Annotated in this window: 15 protein-coding genes; 10 read left to right on the top strand and 5 right to left on the bottom strand. The window is 65.0% G+C overall.

Annotated features, from left to right (window positions below; translation table 11 throughout):
- Positions 1-117: 117 nt before the first annotated feature.
- Positions 118-798: a response regulator transcription factor gene (locus tag ACP7DE_RS11020; RefSeq protein WP_426072129.1), complete on the top strand. Its 681-nt coding sequence runs from the start codon at positions 118-120 to the stop codon at positions 796-798.
- Positions 791-2,188 carry a HAMP domain-containing sensor histidine kinase gene (locus tag ACP7DE_RS11025; protein ID WP_426072130.1) on the top strand — a complete coding sequence of 466 codons (1,398 nt, stop codon included), beginning with the start codon at positions 791-793 and terminating at the stop codon, positions 2,186-2,188. The genes ACP7DE_RS11020 and ACP7DE_RS11025 overlap by 8 nt, the downstream gene beginning before the upstream one ends.
- On the opposite strand, the gene ACP7DE_RS11030 is transcribed toward ACP7DE_RS11025, so the two are convergent.
- The 4 genes from ACP7DE_RS11030 to ACP7DE_RS11045 form a co-directional block, all read right to left on the bottom strand.
- On the bottom strand, positions 2,180-2,491 hold the full coding sequence (locus ACP7DE_RS11030) for a hypothetical protein (RefSeq protein WP_426072131.1): 312 nt from the start codon (positions 2,489-2,491) through the stop codon (positions 2,180-2,182). The two genes, ACP7DE_RS11025 and ACP7DE_RS11030, sit on opposite strands and share 9 nt — an antisense overlap.
- Positions 2,491-3,210, bottom strand: coding sequence for an MgtC/SapB family protein (locus ACP7DE_RS11035; protein ID WP_426072185.1), 720 nt, complete (start codon positions 3,208-3,210; stop codon positions 2,491-2,493). Before ACP7DE_RS11035 ends, ACP7DE_RS11030 begins: the two co-directional genes overlap by 1 nt.
- 366 nt (positions 3,211-3,576) lie before the next feature.
- Positions 3,577-6,693, bottom strand: a complete 3,117-nt coding sequence (locus ACP7DE_RS11040) for an efflux RND transporter permease subunit (protein ID WP_426072132.1) — start codon at positions 6,691-6,693, stop codon at positions 3,577-3,579.
- A 3-nt stretch (positions 6,694-6,696) separates the two neighbouring features.
- Positions 6,697-7,938 (bottom strand): efflux RND transporter periplasmic adaptor subunit, encoded by a 1,242-nt coding sequence (locus ACP7DE_RS11045; protein WP_426072133.1) that lies wholly within the window; start codon positions 7,936-7,938, stop codon positions 6,697-6,699.
- Between the two features lie 395 nt (positions 7,939-8,333).
- Between ACP7DE_RS11045 and ACP7DE_RS11050 the strand changes: the two genes are divergently transcribed.
- Complete coding sequence (locus tag ACP7DE_RS11050; protein ID WP_426072134.1) at positions 8,334-10,868, top strand: sensor domain-containing protein; 2,535 nt, start codon at positions 8,334-8,336, stop codon at positions 10,866-10,868.
- 20 nt (positions 10,869-10,888) lie between these two features.
- Here ACP7DE_RS11050 and ACP7DE_RS11055 read toward each other — a convergent pair whose 3' ends face one another.
- A complete protein-coding gene (locus tag ACP7DE_RS11055; RefSeq protein WP_426072135.1) occupies positions 10,889-11,860 on the bottom strand; it encodes an endonuclease/exonuclease/phosphatase family protein in 972 nt (323 codons plus the stop codon).
- A gap of 37 nt (positions 11,861-11,897) precedes the next feature.
- Between ACP7DE_RS11055 and ybaK the strand changes: the two genes are divergently transcribed.
- The 7 genes from ybaK to ACP7DE_RS11090 all read left to right on the top strand — a co-directional run bounded on the left by ybaK (position 11,898) and on the right by ACP7DE_RS11090 (position 18,228).
- Complete coding sequence (gene ybaK, locus ACP7DE_RS11060) at positions 11,898-12,389, top strand: Cys-tRNA(Pro) deacylase (protein WP_426072136.1); 492 nt, start codon at positions 11,898-11,900, stop codon at positions 12,387-12,389.
- A 97-nt stretch (positions 12,390-12,486) separates the two neighbouring features.
- On the top strand, positions 12,487-13,131 hold the full coding sequence (gene plsY, locus ACP7DE_RS11065) for a glycerol-3-phosphate 1-O-acyltransferase PlsY (protein WP_426072137.1): 645 nt from the start codon (positions 12,487-12,489) through the stop codon (positions 13,129-13,131).
- A gap of 90 nt (positions 13,132-13,221) precedes the next feature.
- Positions 13,222-13,887: a DsbA family oxidoreductase gene (locus tag ACP7DE_RS11070; RefSeq protein ID WP_426072138.1), complete on the top strand. Its 666-nt coding sequence runs from the start codon at positions 13,222-13,224 to the stop codon at positions 13,885-13,887.
- A gap of 70 nt (positions 13,888-13,957) precedes the next feature.
- On the top strand, positions 13,958-14,248 hold the full coding sequence (locus tag ACP7DE_RS11075) for a DUF427 domain-containing protein (RefSeq protein ID WP_426072139.1): 291 nt from the start codon (positions 13,958-13,960) through the stop codon (positions 14,246-14,248).
- A gap of 43 nt (positions 14,249-14,291) precedes the next feature.
- Positions 14,292-15,251, top strand: a complete 960-nt coding sequence (locus ACP7DE_RS11080; protein ID WP_426072140.1) for a DUF2157 domain-containing protein — start codon at positions 14,292-14,294, stop codon at positions 15,249-15,251.
- A complete protein-coding gene (locus ACP7DE_RS11085; RefSeq protein WP_426072141.1) occupies positions 15,248-16,909 on the top strand; it encodes a GDYXXLXY domain-containing protein in 1,662 nt (553 codons plus the stop codon). Before ACP7DE_RS11080 ends, ACP7DE_RS11085 begins: the two co-directional genes overlap by 4 nt.
- Before the next feature lie 74 nt (positions 16,910-16,983).
- Entirely contained in the window at positions 16,984-18,228 is a 1,245-nt protein-coding gene (locus tag ACP7DE_RS11090; RefSeq protein ID WP_426072142.1) for a metal-dependent hydrolase, read from the top strand.
- Positions 18,229-18,304: the final 76 nt, after the last annotated feature.

Genomic DNA, 18,304 nt, shown 5'->3' on the forward strand with positions numbered 1-18,304 from the left:
ATGCCGTCCTGAAGAAGCGCCCAAGAATGCCTGAATCATTCTTCAGGTGCGGTGCGCGCACGGTGCGGCGCGGTAAAATGCCAGCATGGAAAACAGGGCGCGACGCGAAAGGCAGGCATGAGAATTCTCCTGGTGGAAGACGACCGCAAGGCGGCGCGCCTGCTGGCCCGTGGCTTGCAGGAAGAAGGTTTTGTCGTCGACGTGGCGCACAGCGCCGAGGAAGGCGAGGACGAAAGCTACGCCGTCGACTACGACGTGATCGTGCTGGACTGGATGTTGCCGGGCAAGCAGGGCATCGATTTTTGCCGCGACTTGCGCGCACGCGCCATCCAGACGCCCGTGCTGATGCTCACGGCGCGCGACGCCACGGCCGACCGGGTGGCGGGCCTGAACACGGGCGCCGACGATTACCTCACAAAACCGTTCGAATTCGAGGAGCTGCTGGCGCGCATCCGCGCCTTGCTGCGCCGCTCCGACATCAGCCGTCCGTTGGTACTGGCGCTGGCTGATTTGACGCTTGATCCCGTCAGCCATCAGGCGATGCGGGCCGGTACGCCGCTGGTGCTCACGCCGAAGGAATATGCAATTCTGTTGATCCTGCTGCGCCAGGCGGGCGAAGTGGTCAGCCGGGCGCGCCTGGCCGAGCAGATATGGCAGGCGGACTTGATCGGCATCGATAACCTGATCGACGTCCACGTGCGCAACTTGCGGGGAAAAGTGGATGCGCCGGGCTTGCCGCCATTGATTCACACGGTGCGCGGACGCGGTTTCCGCCTGGCGGATAACAACGGTGGCTAGCTTTCGCAAGCGCCTGTTGCTGGTGCACCTGGCCGTTATCCTTGCCATCGTCGCCTGCACGGCGCTGGCCGGCTACTGGGGCCTGTCGCGCGCCGTGCATGGCCAGCTCGATGCGGCCCTGCTGGCGCTGGCCGAGACGGAAATGGCGATGCTGCCGGCCGCGCCGCGCCAGCCCGTGCAGGTGCACGAGGTGGCGCCAGGTCTGGCGCCGCCGTCATTGACGCGCCTCGACCGCCTGGTGCAGATCATCGATGGCGAAGGCCGCGTGCTGGCGCGCAGCCGCAACCTGGAGGCGGCGCAGCTGCCGGCGCCTGCCGCCCTGCTGGCGCGCCTGGCGGCCGGCGACACCGTCTTCGAGACCCTACCCAAATTTGGCGAAGAGCCGCTGCGCATGGTCTCGATTCCCGTGCCCTCATCCGGCGCAGGCCTGGCGGTGCAGGTGGCCGGTTCGCTCGACGACACCAATCACGTGCTGGCCGCGGCCACCGTGCTGTTTGGCGCCATGGCGCTGGCCTTGCTGGCGGCCGTGGGCCTGGCCGGCGAAATGCTCACGCGCCGCGTGCTGGGCGCCATCGACGACGTGGTGCGCCAGGCGCATTCGATCGGCGAAGCCAGCCTGCACCAGCGCCTGCCCCACCCTGGTACCCAAGACGAGATCGGCCGCCTGGTCGATACCCTGAACGCCATGCTGGACCGCCTTGAGCATGGTTACGACGCGCAGCGTCGCTTCACGGCCGACGCCTCGCACGAATTGCGCTCGCCCCTGTCGCGCCTGCGCACGGAAATCGAAATCACCCTGCGCCGCCCGCGCGAGTCGCCCGAGTATGTCGACGCGCTGGCCTCTTGTCTCGATGAAGTGCAGCGCCTGACGACCCTGGTGGAAGAATTGCTGATGCTCACACGCCTCGATGCTGGCCAGGAGCGCAATGCCGTGGAAACGGTCGCGCTCAATCCGCTCGTGCGCGCGGCGGCGCAGCGCCTGGAAAAGCCGGCAGCGCAGCGCGGCATTCGCATCGTCTTCGATGCCGGCGTGGCCGTGCACGCGCGGGTGGCGGCCGGTCCCGTGGACCTGGTGCTGGCCAATCTGCTGGATAACGCCGTGAAGTTTTCGCCGCCTGACAGCGTCATCATCGTCCATGTATCGCGCGATGGCGAGCATGCACTGGTGGGCGTGGCCGATGCAGGACCGGGCATCGGCGTGGAAGACTTGCCGCATCTGTTTGAACGTTTTTACCGGGGCGCCCAGGCGCGCGCGGGCGAGGCGCCCGGCTTCGGCCTGGGCCTGGCCCTGTCGCAAGCCATCGTGCATGCGTATGGCGGCAGTATCGCGGCGCAGAACCGCCCGGAAGGCGGCGCGCTGTTCCTCCTGCGCCTGCCGGCGTCAGATTGAGGCCGCCACGCCTTCCCAGCGCACCTCCCGCACTTGCGGCCAGGCGCCCGCGCGGTTGACGAAGCGCACCAGCACGGCGCGCTGCACGGCCTGGCACAGCACCGTGGCGATCAGCTGCACCACTTGCCGGGCCTCGTCCCAGCTGCGCAGCATCAGTGACGGTGTCAGGCCCGCGCCTTTCAGTTCGGCCAGCAGCAGGCGCACCACGTGGTCGGCCTGCGCCGCAGGGCAGGTGACGGTCAGGCGGTAGGTGGCCACGACAGGAGCACGCCTGGCAAACCAATGGAGGAATTTTTTCATCATCACACTCCCCGCTCGGCGACAAATTCCGCGTTATTCACCAGCGCCCAGCGCACGGCCGAGACGCTGCCTTCCAGGCTGACCTGGCTGACGATCTGCTCCAGCAATCCCAGGCTGGACAAGGGCGTGAGCAGGTCGGCGCGCACTTCGATGCGCCCGGCCTGCGACGCGTCTTCGCTGTGCAAGGATTGCAGCATCAGCGCCGGCATGCCGCTGATCATGCGCAGCATCAGCTTGCGCACCTGGACTTCCTGCTCCGCCTCGCACACGGCCGTGACGCGGTAGATGCTTTCCGTCTCGATGCCCGCGTCGCTGCCATGGGCGTTGATGCGTTGCGCCAGGTGGCGCAGCACCAGGTTGGCGACCAGCACGAAGCCCGTGCCGATGGCCGCTTCCAGCGCAAAACCGAGGCCGCACAGCACGCCGATGGCGGCCGAGCACCACAGGGTGGCGGCCGTGTTCAGGCCGCGCACCGTCATGCCTTCGCGCATGATGACGCCGGCGCCAAGAAAGCCGATGCCCGACACTACCTGCGCGGCGATGCGCAGATGGCCGTCGGGATCACCTTCGAGCACCGAGACCATCACGAACAGCGAGGCGCCGACGGACACCAGCGCGTTCGTGCGCAAGCCTGCCATGCGCTGGCGCAGCTGGCGTTCGGCGCCGATCATGGCGCCCAGGGTCAATGCTGCGGCAACGCGCAGCGCAAAGTCAAATACCACCATCAGTTTCTCCCGGCTGGGGAGGAACAGGCGAGTGCAAAGGCGAAGACAATTCGCCCCGAAAGGGGGCAGCAGACGATAACGGTGGAACGATGAGGAGGGAAGTGGCGGCGAATGTGCATCGCCGCTGGTAAAACCGCACCTTGCCATGGGCAAGGCGGGCGGAATGCGCGCGTCTTGCCTAAGGCCGATCGCCGATGGTCAATCGACTACTGTCACTGGAACAAGCACCCACGAGTCACTCCATATCATTGATAACGGGGACAGTCTAGCCAGTGGGGCAGCTTTGGTCAACTGAAGCTCTCTTCAGGAAGCCGCCGCGTCGTCCCCGCCAATGCGGGGACGGTGAAGGCGACTGTTGCGAACTTAATGGGCGGCGCCGGTGGCGTCGGCGTGGGCATGCTCGCCGCCGCCGCTGCCACCGAAAAAGCGCGCGGCGCGCTTGCCCAGGCTGTCGAGGTAGGTGTAGGCGACGGGCACCACCACCAGCGTCAACAGGGTCGAGGTGATGACGCCGCCGATGACGGCGCGGCCCATCGGCGCCTGCGATTCGCCGCCGTCGCCCATGCCGATGGCCATCGGCAGCATGCCGAAGACCATCGCCAGGGTCGTCATCAGGATGGGGCGCAAACGCACTTGCCCCGCTTCCATCAGCGCTTCGAACTGCCCCAGTCCTTCGCGCTGGCGCTGGTTGGTGAAATCGACCAGCAAAATCGCATTTTTGGTGACTAAGCCCATCAGCATGATGAAGCCGATCACGGAGAAGATGTTCAGGGTACTGCCCGTGATCAGGAGCGCCAGCAGCACGCCGATCAGCGACAGCGGCAAGGACACCATGATGGCGATCGGCTGCAAAAAGCTGCCGAACTGGGACGCCAGCACCAGGTAGATGAAGATCACGGCAATGCCCAGCGCCATCATCGCGCCACCCATGGTTTCGGCCATCTGCTGCGCATTGCCGGCCACGTCGAAGCGCACGCCGGGCGGCAGGTCGATGGACTTGATGGCTTTCTGCACGTCGGCGTCGACGTCGCCGGCAGGGCGGCCCTGCACGCCCGCATAGATGGCGACGCGGCGCTGCAAGGCCTGGCGTTTCAACACCTGCGGGCTGGACGAGGGCACGAATTCGACCACCTGGCGCAGCGGAATCATGACCGGCTTGCCGTTCGCATCGAGCTTGCTCGACGCCAGCGACAGGTCGGCCAGGTCAGCGACTTTCTGACGGCCCGACTTGGGCAGCTGCACGTTGACGTCGTAGTTTTGCCCGTCGGACGCCAGCCAGTGGCTGACCGTGTCGCCCGCCACGAACGGACGCAGGGCATTGCCGATCTGCTGCACCGACAATCCCAGGTCGCTGGCCAGCTCGTTGTTGATCTTCACGGTGGTCGACGGATTGGCGCCTTCCTGGCTGTATTCCATGTCGGCCAGGCCCTTGATGGTGCGCATCTTGTCCATCAGGCGGTGCGCCACTGCATCGAGCTTGCCTTCATCCGTGCCCAGGATGGCGATGAAGATGGGGCGGTTGCCCACCGACAGGGTGATGCCGGCAATCGGCGCCAGGCGTTCGCGGATCAGTTTTTCCAGTTCCTGCTGCGAGCGGCGCTTGTGCGTCTTGATGTCTGTCAGCTTGAGGTTCACCTCGGCCGCGTTGCGTCCATCCGGCGTGCCGATATTGGCCACCAGGCTGTCGATTTCGGGAAATTCCTTCAAGGCCGTTTCGATCTGGCGCACCTTGGAATCCGTGTAGGCGAGGCTGGAGCCGACGGGCGTCTTGAAGCGCAGGTTGACCCAGCCCTGGTCCGTCTCCGGGAACATCTCGCCGCCGATCATGGGCACGAGCATCAGGCTGCCCGCGAACAGCGCCACGGCCGTGGCCAGCGTCGTCTTGCGCCAGCGCAGGGCAATGCCCAGCACCTTGCCATACCAGACGTGCAGGCGGTCGATGCCCGTCTCGATCCAGGCCATGAAGCGGCCCAGCCACGGCGCGTACTTGAAGCGGTCCTTGACGGGGTCGCGCCAGACGGATGACAGCATGGGGTCGAGCGTGAAGCTGACGAAAAGCGACACCAGCACGGCGACCGCCACGGTGATGCCGAACTGCAGGAAGAAGCGGCCGATGATGCCGTCCATGAAGGCGACGGGCACGAACACGGCGACGATGGCGAACGTGGTGGCCATTACCGCCAGGCCGATTTCATTGGTGCCGTCATTGGCCGCCTTGTAATGGTTCTTGCCCATGCCCAGGTGGCGCACGATGTTTTCGCGCACCACGATGGCGTCGTCGATCAACAGGCCGATGCACAATGACAGCGCCATCAGGGTCAGGAAGTTCAGGGTAAAGCCGAAGGCCTTCATGGCGATGAAGCTGGCCAGCACGGAGATCGGCAGGGTCAAGCCCGTGATGATGGTCGAGCGCCACGAGTGCAGGAACAGGAAGACGATCACCATGGTCAGCACGGCGCCTTCGATGATGGTGCGCTTGACGTTATTGAGCTGGCTTTGCACGCGTTCCGATTCGTCGTCCAGCACGCGCAGGGTGATATCGGGCGGCAGCGTCTTTTGCAGGTCGGCTGCCACTTTCAGGATGCCGGTGCCCACTTCGACCACGTTGGCATCCTGCACCTTGGTGATTTCCATGGTCACGGCTTGCTGGCCGTTCATGCGCGAAATCGACAGTTCTTCCTGCTCGCCGTCGACGACGGTGGCCACCTGGTCCAGGTAGACGGGGCCGACAGCGCGGCGCGCGACGATGATCTTGCCGAATTCGCGCGCATCCTTGATCTTGCCTTCCACGCGCACCAATTGTTCGGCCGCGCCATGGCTGATCGAGCCGGCCGGCAAATTGGTATTCGTGGCCTGGATGGCGCGGATCACTTCATCGACGCCGATGCCCTGGGCATTGAGTTCGATCGGCTTCATGCTGATGAGGATCTGGCGCGCGCGCAGGCCGCGCAGCTTGACTTGCCCCACGCCGGCCACGCCCTGGAAGCGCTTGCTGATGATCTGCTCCGTCATGGTCGACAGCGAGCGCAGGTCATGCCCGGTCGACGTCAGCACGATGGTGGCGATGGGGCGCTCGTTGTCACCCTCGGCGCGCGCGATGAACGGGTCCTTGGCTTCCTTCGGGAAGCGCGGGCGTACCAGGGCCACCTTGTCGCGCAAGTCCTGCATGGCTTTGTCCATGTTGGTCGACAGCTCGAATTCCAGATAGACGCCGGCGCGTCCTTCCCACGAGTTGGCGCGGATGGTCTTGATGCCGCTGACGGTGTTGACGGCGTCCTCGATGGGGCGCGTGATGTCGTTTTCCACGGCTTCGGGCGAGGCGCCAGGGTAGTTCACTTCAATGGCGGCGAACGGGAACTGCACGCTGGGCATGCTTTCCACGCCCAAGCCCCGGTAAGAGAAGATACCCAGCACCACCAGCGCCACCATGACCATGGTGGCGAAGACGGGGTTTTGAATACTGACTTTGGTCATCCACATGATTTAATCCTTCCGTGCCAGCACTGCCGCCGGCGCGGCGGGAACGGCGGGCGCGGTGGCTGGCGCGGCGAAGGTCACGCCGTGGCCCGGTTTCACGCCATCGAGCTTGGCGACGATGACTTTCGCGCCCGGCACCAGGCCGGACGTCACTTCGGCATAGCCTTCATCCTCGTTGCGCAAGCCCAGGGTGACGGGCTGCGCGACCACCTTGTTATTGACCAGCGCATATACCACGGGACCCTGCTTTTCATGGCGCACGGCCGTCAACGGCACCAGCGGCGCCACGGGCGAGCGCTCGGTAACGATGCTGCCCTTGGCGAACATGCCGCCGCGCAGCGCGCCATCGCCATTGTCGACGGCGATGTAGACCAGCATGGCGCGCGAGCCGCTCTCGGTGGTGGGGTTGATGCGCGTGACCTTGCCGGCAAAATCGCGCGCGCCGAAGCCGTCGACCTTGAAATGCACATCCTGGCCCAGCTTGATGCGCGGAATCTCCGCGCTGGGCACGGGCGCTTCCAGGGTCAGCTGCGCCAGGTTGACGATGGTGTAGACGGGCATATCGGGCGAGACCTTTTCGCCGGCCTGCAGATGGCGCTTGCTGACGATGCCAGCCATGGGCGCGCGGATCACCGTGTCGGCCAGCGCGATGCGGGCGATGTCGAGCATGGCAGCGGCGGACTTGACGTTGGCGCGCGCCAGGTCGACCGAGTTTTGTGTCGTGTCGTAGGCTGTCTGCGAAATGTATTTTTGCTTGAGCAGCGCCTGGCTATTCGCTTCATTCTTGGCCGCCATGGACAGGCGCGCCTGCGCTTCGTCCAGCATGGCTTGCTGCTGCGTCAGGCGGGCGCGCAGGTCGGCCGCATCCAGGCGCACAAGGATTTGCCCATTGGCCACTGGCTGGCCTTCCTGCAAGGTCGTTTCCTGGATGACGCCGGAGACCTTGGCCTTGATGGTGGCCTGGGTCACGGGCGCCAGCGAGCCGGACAGGGGCAGGCTGATGGCCAACGCGCGCGCATCGATGGCGGCCACGTCGCCCTGCGCCAGTTCATGCACGGGCGTCTTGGCCTGTTCCTTCTTCTTGCTCGCTTGCAATTCGGCAGCCTTGGCGGCTTGCTGCTTTGATTGCATGACGGTCCATCCGCCGCCGGCCAGGCCCAGCACGACCAGGATCAGCACGGGGGTGCGCCAGCGCCGGCGGCGCGTGGCGGCAAGGGGAGAGGCGGGGGGCAGGGTCTCGTTTTTCATAGGTTTTTTAGTCAGGAGCGGCGCAGGGGCTCGGCGCCAGGTCTCGGTGCGGACCCGGCCTGTCGCTGGCCGGGGGGAATTCGGGTAGCGCATCACCGTGGCGGCCGCAGGCAGCACGCCTGCCGCTGCGGCCGTTCACGGCGATGCGCATGTTGCCACTTTAGGAAGATTCAAGTCCGGCCGCCATCGCCATGCGACAGATTGCACAAAATCGGGGCTGGAATGCAAAAAACGGCGACCAAAGACAACTGCCTGCATGGAAGCCGCGTACGTCACGATGCTTGCGCATCCTCAAGAAGCCGATTCGCCGGCGCGCAAGAATGGTCGGGATGGTTGCGCCACCGGACAGGCCATTCGCTCGCCGGTTGCCGTGCGGCCGCGCCACGGGGGGCCTGATGTCTGATCGGATTGTCGGAGCCGCGTCGTCGCCGGGGCGCCTGCTGGCTGCGGCCGAACCGCAGGGCGGACCGGCCGACAAGGCACTGGACTTGCTGTCCATTATTGTTGCTGCTGTCGAACAGGCGCCTGGCCTGGCCGTGCGCGGCATCGACCGCGACGGCATTGTGCGCTACTGGAGCAGCGGCGCGGCGCGCCTGTATGGCGTGGCAGCGGAGCTGGCGCTGGGCCAGCCGTGGGCCACGGTGGCCGCCTCGCTGCCGGACGCCGCCAGCCTGGCCGAGGATGTCTGCGGCGAATTGGCGACCGTGTGGGAGAGCGGCAAGGCGCGCAGCACACGCCTGTGGAAGCTGGACGCCGATGGGGCCGCGCCGCGCTGCATCTGTTCCACCGTGTTTCCTGTCATTCAGTCCGGGCGCGTGCGGCAAGTGGTCTGCATCGATGTCGACATCACGGCCAGCGGCCAGGATGGCGCCGCGCAGGGCGCCTTGCTGCAGATGGGCGACAATTTTCGCCAGTTGTACGACAAGTCCGCCGACGCCATCGTCATGCTGCGCGACGAATACATCGCCGAGGCCAACCCGGCCGCCATTGCCCTGTTTCAATGCGAAGACCGGTCACGGCTGCTGGGGCGCCGCCTCAGCGACTTTTCGCCCTTGCATCAGCCCGATGGCGAATTGTCATCGTTGCGCGGCACGCAACTGGCGGCGCAGGCCCATGCCGACGGCAATTGCCGCTATGACTGGCGCTATCAGACGTGCACGGGCCAGCTGTTCTGGAGCGAAGTGCTGCTCACTTCCGTCACGCTCGACCATACCTATCTGTTTTACGCCGTCATCCGCGATATTTCCTCGCGCAAACTGGCCGAGCGGGCCTTGTACCTGGCGGCACAGGTGGTCGAACATGCAAGTGTAGCCATCGTCATGATGGATCCGCAGCAGCGCGTCGTCAGCATGAATCCCGCGTACAGCGAGATCAGCGGCTACAGCCTGGACGACATGCTGGACAAGCCCTTTGTCTTGCACGGCGTGGAGCCGGATGCGCCGGCGTTTTTTGACCACGTGTGGGACGAAGTCGATGCCAACGGCTATTGGCAAGGCGATATCCTGGGCCCGCGCAAGCAGGGCGGGCGCTATCCGGCCTGGCTGTCGCTGACGGCCATCCGCGACAGCCAGGGGCAGTTGAGTAATTATCTGGCCATACTCAGCGATATCAGCGAGCGCAAGAAAAACGAGGAGCACACGCGGCACCTGGCCGAGCACGATTTCCTCACCGACTTGCCGAACCGGGTGCTGCTGCTGGACCGGCTGTCGCTGGCGCTGGCGGCCGCGCGGCGCAAACTGAGCATGCTGGCCATCCTGTACCTGGACCTCGACCATTTCAAGCACATCAATGACAGCATGGGCCACCACGTGGGCGACCTGTTGCTCAAGGAAGTGGCGCGGCGCCTGGTGCGCTGCGTGCGCGGCGTCGATACCGTCAGCCGGCATGGCGGCGACGAGTTCGTCATCATCCTGGCCGAGGTGGGCGGCATCGACCAGGTGGCTCATGTGACGTCCAGCCTGCTGCATGCCGTCACGCAGCCCTATCAATTGGGCGAATACGAACTGCATGTGTCGACCTCGATCGGCGTGGCCATCTTTCCCAGCGATGGCGACAGTATCGACACCCTGATGCACAACGCCGACATCGCCATGTACCACGCCAAGGAAAGCGGGCGCAACAGTTTCCAGTTTTTCAATGCCGAGATGAATGCGCAAATTGTCGAGCGGGCCAGCCTGGAGCAAGGCTTGCGCGCCGCGCTGGGCCGCGATGAACTCGTGCTGGAGTTCCAGCCCGCGCTCGATATCGCCAGCGGGAAGATCCTCGGCGCCGAGGCCCTGTTGCGTTGGCGCCACCCGCAACTGGGCGTGCTGCCGCCCGAGCGCTTCATTGCCGTGGCCGAGGAGTGCGGCTTGATGGTGTCGATTGGCAACTGGGTGCTGCGCCACGCCTGCCTGCGCGCACGCGCCTGGCACGATGCGGGTCAGGCCTGGCGCGTGGCTGTGAATCTGTCGCCGGCGCAATGCCTGCACAATAATTTATTGCTCAGCGTGCAAGATGCGCTCGCCGTGTCGGGTTTACCTGCCGCCTGCCTGGAACTGGAAGTGACGGAAGCGCTGCTGATGAAGGGCGGCGCGCGCCTGGCCGGCGTGCTGGCGCAGCTGCGCGCGCTGGGCGCCAGGCTGGCCATCGACGACTTCGGCACCGGCTATTCGCGCCTGGCCAATCTGCGCCATTACCCGGTAGACAAGTTGAAAATCGACCCCTCGTTCTTGCCTGCTGCGGCGGAAGGCGCGGCCGGCGAGTCTGACACGGCCGTCGCCGCCACCATCATCGCCATGGCGCGCGAGCTGCAATTGACGGTGATTGCCGAAGGCGTGGAAACGGCGCAGCAACTGGCCTATCTGCGGGGGCAGGGCTGCCAGCAATACCAGGGGCGCTATGCCAGCGCGCAAGTCGAGGGCAGTGCGCTGGCGACGTTGTTACATTAGTTGTTACATTAGTTGTTACATTAATCAATGTTTCCCAGCAGCTTGATGCGCGCCAGCACCTGGCCATGGTCGGATGCATGCGGCAGGCCCAGCAGCAAATGGTCGTTGAGGCAGCTCACTTCCTGCACCGCGCCGATGGCGCGCGGTGAGGCGGCGTGGAAGTGTTCGGACACGAGAATATGGTCGATCGTCATGTAGGCGCTGTCATGGATATTCGTGTAGCCCACGTGGCGCAAGGCATCCTGGCGCAGCTGGATGGCGTTGGCGTCATACAGGCGCGCGCGCATTTCCGGCATCTCACCATGCGCTTCGCACGGCGCGCCCGCTCCCATGACGATGGCCGTGGTGACGGCATTGGCGATGTCGTTGAAGTCGCCCAGCACGATGCGGGGACGGCCGCTGTGGCCCAGTTCGCTTGCCAGCACGCGCAGGGCCACGGCTTCCGCTCCGCGCCGCTGCAGCGAGCGCAGGTTGGCCAGCGCATAGGCAGCGGCATCGTTGCCGTCGCCATGGCGGTAGTCGGGTCGGCGTGATTTCAAATGCACCACGACGACATCGGTGAGTTGGCCGCCAGGCAAGTGCACCTGCACATGCAGCGGGGCGCGGGCGAAGCGGCAGGCATTGTCATCGGCGGACACAGTCATGCCGGCCGGGAAATTTGCCCATGCCACACCGGCGCCGGCCAGCGGCAGCCGCGATACCAGCGCCACCGTGGGCAGCATGCGTCCTGCCGCATCCATCGCATCGTAGCCGGCCAGGGTGGCGTCGCGGTAGTGGCGCGTGCGCGACAGCACGTCGCGCAGGGCCGCTTGCGAGAAAATTTCCTGGAAACCGATCACGTCGGCGTCGAGCAGGTCGATTTGTCGCGCCGTCCACTCCGCCTTGGCCGCGTATTGCGCCGGGCTCAACGGTTCCAGGTTGTCATACAATTTCGCCCCGGCCGGGGCCAGGTTGCAGACATTGAATGTGGCAAAGCGGATTTCTTCCTGCATAATTAGTACTCCTCACTGAACGATCAGCGTATCACGCATGGCTAAAAAAGAGCATATTTCCGAAACCCAGGCGACGCAGTTGCTACGCAAGCATCAAGTTTCCTTTGAAGAACACCCGTATCCGTATGAGGAGCACGGCGGCACCAGCGTCTCGGCGCGCGAGCTGAACGTGCCGGAACACGCGGTGATCAAGACCCTGGTGATGCAGGACGAGGCGGCGCGGCCGATGATCGTGCTGATGCATGGCGATTGCAAGGTCTCGACCAAGAACCTGGCGCGCGGCATCGGCTGCAAGTCCGTCGAGCCGTGCAAGCCCGAGGTGGCGCAGCGCCATTCCGGCTACATGATCGGCGGCACCTCGCCGTTCGGCACCAAAAAGGCCATGCCCGTCTACGTGGAAGCGTCGATCCTGGAATTGCCGCGTATCTACATCAATGGCGGGCGCCGCGGTTTTCTCGTCTCGCTGGCGCCCCAGGTGCTGCTCGATTTGCTGAACGCCAAGCCGGTGCAGTGCGCCCTGCCGGATTAAGAAAACGCGACGCAGCCCTGTCCCTGGACTGGGCGCTGGTGTATATTCTGCTGCGCCAGCCTCGATGCTGCTGTAAAAAATACAACAAAGGGAAGAAATGAATCCAGTAATCACAACCGTGGCAATGACAGTGGCCGCTTACTTGCTCGGCTCGATATCGTTTGCCGTGGTGATGAGCAAGGTCTATGGTATTGCCGATCCGCGCACCTATGGCTCGAAAAATCCGGGCGCCACCAATGTGCTGCGCAGCGGCAACAAGGGCGCCGCCATCATGACCCTGCTGGGCGATGGCGCCAAGGGCTGGCTGGCCGTGTTCCTGGCTGACCACTTTTCCACGGCGCTGGGCGTGGGCGACACGGCCGTGGCGCTGGTGGCCATCGCCGTTTTCCTCGGCCATTTGTGGCCCGTGTTTTTCCGCTTCGTCGGCGGCAAGGGCGTGGCCACGGCCCTCGGTGTGTTGTTGGGCATCAATCCATGGCTGGGCCTGGCGACCCTGGCCACCTGGCTGATCATTGCCTATGCCTTCCGTTATTCCTCGCTGGCGGCTCTGGTGGCGGCCCTGTTCGCGCCGTTTTATTATGGCTTGCTGTTCGGCGTCGATCCCATCTTGCTGGCCGTCATCGTCATGAGCGTGCTGCTGGCTTACCGCCACAGCCAGAACATTGCTAACTTGCTCTCTGGAAAGGAAAGCAAAATCGGCGGCAAGAAGGACGCGGCCAAGGCCGCTGGCAAGAAACAGTAAGCGCTTGATTTCCCGCGGCCCGCACGCATATGCTGTGCTTGCGGCGCCGCGCTGTGCGGCCGCCACCGACTCGCGCAAAGGCTGTCCACCATGAGTTCCACTCCCGCCACACCCACTCCCATCCGTATCGACTTCGTTTCCGACGTTTCCTGCCCTTGGTGCGTGATCGGCCTGAAGTCGCTGGAGCAGGCACTGGACAAGTTGCAAGACACCGTCCAGGCCGACATCCACTTCCAGCCCTTCGAGCTGAACGCCAATATGCCGCCCGAAGGCGAGGATGTTGGCGAACACATCGCCCGCAAATATGGCTCCACCCCGGAACAGATGGCGCAATCGCGCGAAGCGATCCGCGCGCGCGGCGAGCAGCTGGGCTTTACCTTTGCCATGGACAAGCGCGGCCGCATCTACAACACCTTCGATGCGCACCGTTTGCTGCACTGGGCCGAGAGCGAAGGGCGCCAGAAAGAACTCAAGATGGCGCTGTTCGAGGCCTATTTCACGCAAGGGCAGAATCCGTCCTCGCACGAGGTGCTGCTGGCCGTGGCGGGCAAGGTGGGGCTCGATACCGTGAAAGCGGCCGAGGTGCTGGCGTCCGATGCCTATGCCGGCGAGGTGCGCGCGCAAGAGCGGTTCTACCAGCAGAACGGCATCAACTCGGTGCCCGCCGTCATCATCAACGAACGCCACCTGATTTCCGGCGGCCAGCCTCCCGAAGTGTTTGAGCAAGCCTTGCGCCAGATCATCGCAGGCGGCTGAACGGCGCGCCAATGGCGCGCGCCATGGCAGACTTTTTGCGCTACACTCGGCGCAGAAGGAGGATAGTCAAATGCCAACAGCCCGCTGGAATGGTGTCGTTATCGCGCAAGCGGCCGACGATCAGGTGCAAATCGTTGAAAACAATGTGTATTTTCCTTTGTCCAAGGTGACGCAGGATTACCTGCGTCCCAGCAGTCATACGACCATCTGCCCATGGAAAGGCACGGCCAGCTATTACGACCTCGTCGTCGATGGCCAGACAAATGCCAATGCAGCCTGGTATTACCCCCAGCCCAAAGATGCCGCCAAGCAGATTGCCGGCCACGTCGCCTTCTGGCGCGGCGTGAGCGTCGAGCGCTGACGCTTTTTTCCCATACGCAATAAAAATCAACAGAAAGCAGACGATGGATTTACGCCTCGCCGTGTACCAGCTTGCCTCGGACTATGCGCTCGATGCCCAACAAACCCGGCAGTTGCAGGAAGTGGCGGGCTTCCAGCACGCGCCTGCGCGCCTGGCCTACTGGCTGCCGCGCGGCGTCGCCGTGCTGGGTGCCGCGCTGCTGGGCATGGGCCTGATCTGCTGGGTCGCCGCCAACTGGGAAGACCTGGGTCGCGTGGGCCGTTTTGCCCTGCTGCAAGGCGTGTTTGCCGCCACCTGCGTGGGCGCGTTTGCCGTGCCCAAGGCGCGCGTGCCCTTGCTGCTGTTGGCCTTGCTGGCCATCGGCGGCCTGTTCGCGTATTTCGGCCAGACCTACCAGACGGGCGCCGATCCGTGGCAGCTGTTCGCCCTGTGGGCCGCGCTGGCGCTGCCCTTGTGCCTGGTGGCGCGCAGCGACGTGCTGTGGACGCCGTGGATGCTGATAGTGTCGACGGCCGCCGCCCTGTGGATGCAGGCGCATGCACATCACAGCTGGCGCATCGATTCGTCCGATCTGAGCATTTTTGTCAGCGGCTGGCTGGCCGTGCTGATTGCCTGTGCGTTCGTCTCGCCCCTGCTGGCGCGCTGGACGGGCGCAGGCAACTGGGCCTTGCGTCTGGGTCTGGTGCTGGCCACCATCCTTATCACGGGCACGGCCGTCAGTGCCCTGTTCGGCGGTGAGGTCGAATCGCCGTACTGGGCCGGACTGGGCTTGTTGGCCGTCGCCGGCGTCTTGCTGGCCACGCGCCGCTACTTTGACGTGTTCGGCCTGAGTGCCGTCGCGCTGGGCCTGAATATCTTGCTCGTGGGTGGCCTGGCGCGCGTGCTGCTTCGCGGAGGAGGCGATGGCGTCGGCAAGCTGATTATGCTGGGCTTGCTGGCTGCCGTGCTGCTGGCGCTGACCGTGCAAGGCATCCTGTGGCGCACGCGCCAGGAGACGGCATGAGCAATATCAATAGTCAAAGAGCCGATGCGCTCGCCACCCTGATCGACGACGCCACGCGCGCCGGCCTGTTGCCGCCCAACGCCACCCGGCCGGTGCAGGATGTGCGGCCGTGGCCGCTGGTGCTGATGACGGCCTTCGGCGCCTGGCTGGCCGCCATTCCCCTGATGATTGCGCTGGGCGTGGGCCTGGAAAGCGTGGTGCGCCACGGTCCCGGCGCGTATGTCGTGGCCGCCATCGTGCTGGTGGCGGCCGTGCTGCTGATCCGCGCGCGCGGCGTGGCGCTGTTTGTCGAGCAGCTGGCCGTGCCCTGCCTGCTGGTGGGCGGCGGCTTGCTCGGCTATGCGCTGTACCGCGATTACACGGCGCAGATGGCTTCCTCGCTGCTGTGCCTGGCATGCTTGGTGGTGGCAGCCGCCCTGCCGCGCGACTGGCTGCGCGTGCTGCTGGGCGTGGTCTCCTGCGGCTTGCTGGCGCTGGGCATCGTCGATAGCAGGACCGACTGGATTTTCGAGAATGATCCCACGCAACTGTATCTGGCCTGGATGCTAGCCCTGGCATTCTGGCTGGGCGTGCACTGGCTGCAGAAGCAGGCTTTCAACGATGGCCGCGGCGCGCCCATCGCCACCTTCCTGGAATCGCTGTCGACAGGCTGGGTGCTGGCGATCCTGATGGGACTGGCCTTTTGGTCCGGCATGACCTTCATGCTGGGCGCCAGCGTGGGGCCGGGCATCACGCAGGAAGTGGTGAACGAATTGGCCCGGCAGCGGGCGGGCACCTGGTATGCGCAGGCATTAAACGGAGTGTCGCTCGTGCTGGCCGTGGCGGCCACTGCCTGGACGGGATGGCGCTGGCCGGCACTGCGCCAGTTGCCCGCCATCGGCGTGGCGCTGGTGCTGATCGTGCTGGCGTGGTTCATGCCGGCGCTGGGGCCGGTGCTGTTGATCCTCGGGTATTGTTTGACGAGCGGGCGCTCGCGCGTGGCCGTGGCAGCCGCGCTGGCGGCGGCGTGGATACTCGGCAGCTTTTATTATCAGCTGGCCTGGCCGCTGGCCAGCAAGGCGGCGTTGCTGGCCGTGGCCGGCGCGCTGCTGTGCGCCCTGTCGTGGCTAGCCACGCGCGGCGCGGTGCTGCACCTGGTGGAAAGCCAGCCGGCGGGCGTGGCTGCCGGAGGCCGCGCCGCGCGCCTGGGTGTGCTGGGAGGCGTGCTGCTGGTGTTGTTGGTCGCCAATGGCGGCATCTGGCAAAAAGAGCAGCTGATTGCCAAAGGGGAGCCTATCTTCGTGACGCTGGAACCCGTCGATCCCCGCTCGCTGATGCAGGGCGATTACATGCGCCTCAATTTCGTCAACCTCGGCGTCCTCTCCACGTTGGCCAGCGTGGACAGGGCGCCTGGCCGGCCCCTCGTGGTGGCCACGCGCGATGCGCGCGGGGTAGCCGAGCTGCAGCGCCCGTACACCAAAGAGGCTTTGGCGCCCGGGGAATTCCTGCTCGAACTGACGCCGAAGGATGGGCGCTGGGTGCTGGTCAGCGATGCCTGGTTCTTCAAGGAAGGCGAGGCGGCGCGCTGGGAAAAGGCCCGTTATGGCGAGTTCCGCGTGCTGCCCGATGGTCGCGCCTTGCTGGTGGGCATGCGCGGCCCGGAGCTGGAAAAACTGTAGCAGCTGTAGCGCAAGCAGTCGTGCAAGCAGTCGTGCAAGTTCGCGCCGGGGCGGCCATCCTGTAAAATTGCCCGATGGATAATCTTACGCATTCGGTCATCGGCCTCGGGGTCGGCGAACTGGTACACCGCAGCCTGCCGCCCGAGCCGCAAGCCCCCGCCCAGCGCACCCGGCGCGCGCTGTTTCTGTTTACGGCCTGGTTTGCCAGCAACGCACCCGACCTGGACCTGGTGCTCACCCGCTTGCTGCCGCGCCCGTTCGGCTACATGTTGCATCACCGTGGCCACACGCATACCTTGCTGCTGGCCTTGCCGCAGGCGCTGCTGTTGCTGGCCCTGCTATGGCTGCTGTGGCCAGGCGCGCGCCGCTTGCTGAAGGACAGTGTGCCTGCCCGGCTGGGCCTGGCGGCCTGCTTGCTGCTGGGATTTTGCTTGCACATGGGCATGGATTTCCTTAATTCCTATGGCTTGCACCCGTTTTACCCGTTTGACAGCCGCTGGCTGTATGGCGACATGGTCTTCATTGTCGAACCCATGTTCTGGGTGCTGCTGGGCGTGCCCGTGATCATGTCCTTGCATTACGGCATCGTCAAAAGCGTGCTGCTGGCCGCTCTGGCGGCGACCTTGTGTTTCTTCACCTATAAAACCTATCTGGCGCCCGCCTCGCTGGCTGTCTTGCTGGGGCTGGGCGTGGTCCTGGCCGTGCTGCAAAGGCGGGCAGGCGAGCGGGGACGGGGAGCGCTGCTGCTGGCCTTCGCGCTGGCCGCCACCTTCATCGGCACGCAGGGCGTGGCCTCGGCCATCGGCCGTACGCGCATCGAGGCGGCCGTGCAGCGCCTGAACCCCGGCACGCGCGTGTGGGATGTGGCGATGACGGCGTTTCCCAGCAACCCCCTGTGCTGGATCTATGTCTCGCTCGACAGCAAGACAGACGTGTACACCCTGCGGCGTGGCACCCTGAGCCTGCTGCCCGAGTCGCTGGCGCCCGCCGCCTGCCCGGCCGGGCTGGCCGAGACGGGCAAGCAAGGACAGCAACTGGCGCCCGGCATTGCCGTGTCCGCGCAGGCGGCGGGCAGTCTGGCCACCTTGCGCGCCTTGCAGGAAGACAATTGCTTTGTCGACGCCTGGTTCCGCTTTGCCCGCATGCCCAGACTGAATGCGGACAAGCTGACGGATGTGCGTTTCAATCCCGGCATGCTGCCCAATTTTACGACCGTGGAGTTGCAGCAGTTCCGTAGCCGGCCGTGCCCCGCCTACGTGCCGGACTGGGACCGCCCCCGTGCCGACATGCTGGCGCTGCCCGATCAGGGGCGCAAATAACGTAGATATTGCCTTGCGGAAAAAATATCGTGTGTGTGCTGACTTCGCCGTGCCCGTGCATGCGACACTAGCAATT

This window comes from Janthinobacterium sp. DSP2-3-3 (genome assembly GCF_049897325.1).
Taxonomy (GTDB): Bacteria; Pseudomonadota; Gammaproteobacteria; order Burkholderiales; family Burkholderiaceae_D; genus Janthinobacterium.

Coding starts and splice junctions, on each gene's coding strand:
- ACP7DE_RS11020 (WP_426072129.1), top strand. CDS start 118: ATGAGAATTCTCCTGGTGGAAGACGACCGCAAGGCGGCGCGCCTGCTG.
- ACP7DE_RS11030 (WP_426072131.1), bottom strand. CDS start 2,491: ATGATGAAAAAATTCCTCCATTGGTTTGCCAGGCGTGCTCCTGTCGTG.
- ACP7DE_RS11040 (WP_426072132.1), bottom strand. CDS start 6,693: ATGTGGATGACCAAAGTCAGTATTCAAAACCCCGTCTTCGCCACCATG.
- ACP7DE_RS11045 (WP_426072133.1), bottom strand. CDS start 7,938: ATGAAAAACGAGACCCTGCCCCCCGCCTCTCCCCTTGCCGCCACGCGC.
- ACP7DE_RS11050 (WP_426072134.1), top strand. CDS start 8,334: ATGTCTGATCGGATTGTCGGAGCCGCGTCGTCGCCGGGGCGCCTGCTG.
- ACP7DE_RS11055 (WP_426072135.1), bottom strand. CDS start 11,860: ATGCAGGAAGAAATCCGCTTTGCCACATTCAATGTCTGCAACCTGGCC.
- ybaK (WP_426072136.1), top strand. CDS start 11,898: ATGGCTAAAAAAGAGCATATTTCCGAAACCCAGGCGACGCAGTTGCTA.
- plsY (WP_426072137.1), top strand. CDS start 12,487: ATGAATCCAGTAATCACAACCGTGGCAATGACAGTGGCCGCTTACTTG.
- ACP7DE_RS11070 (WP_426072138.1), top strand. CDS start 13,222: ATGAGTTCCACTCCCGCCACACCCACTCCCATCCGTATCGACTTCGTT.
- ACP7DE_RS11075 (WP_426072139.1), top strand. CDS start 13,958: ATGCCAACAGCCCGCTGGAATGGTGTCGTTATCGCGCAAGCGGCCGAC.
- ACP7DE_RS11080 (WP_426072140.1), top strand. CDS start 14,292: ATGGATTTACGCCTCGCCGTGTACCAGCTTGCCTCGGACTATGCGCTC.
- ACP7DE_RS11085 (WP_426072141.1), top strand. CDS start 15,248: ATGAGCAATATCAATAGTCAAAGAGCCGATGCGCTCGCCACCCTGATC.
- ACP7DE_RS11090 (WP_426072142.1), top strand. CDS start 16,984: ATGGATAATCTTACGCATTCGGTCATCGGCCTCGGGGTCGGCGAACTG.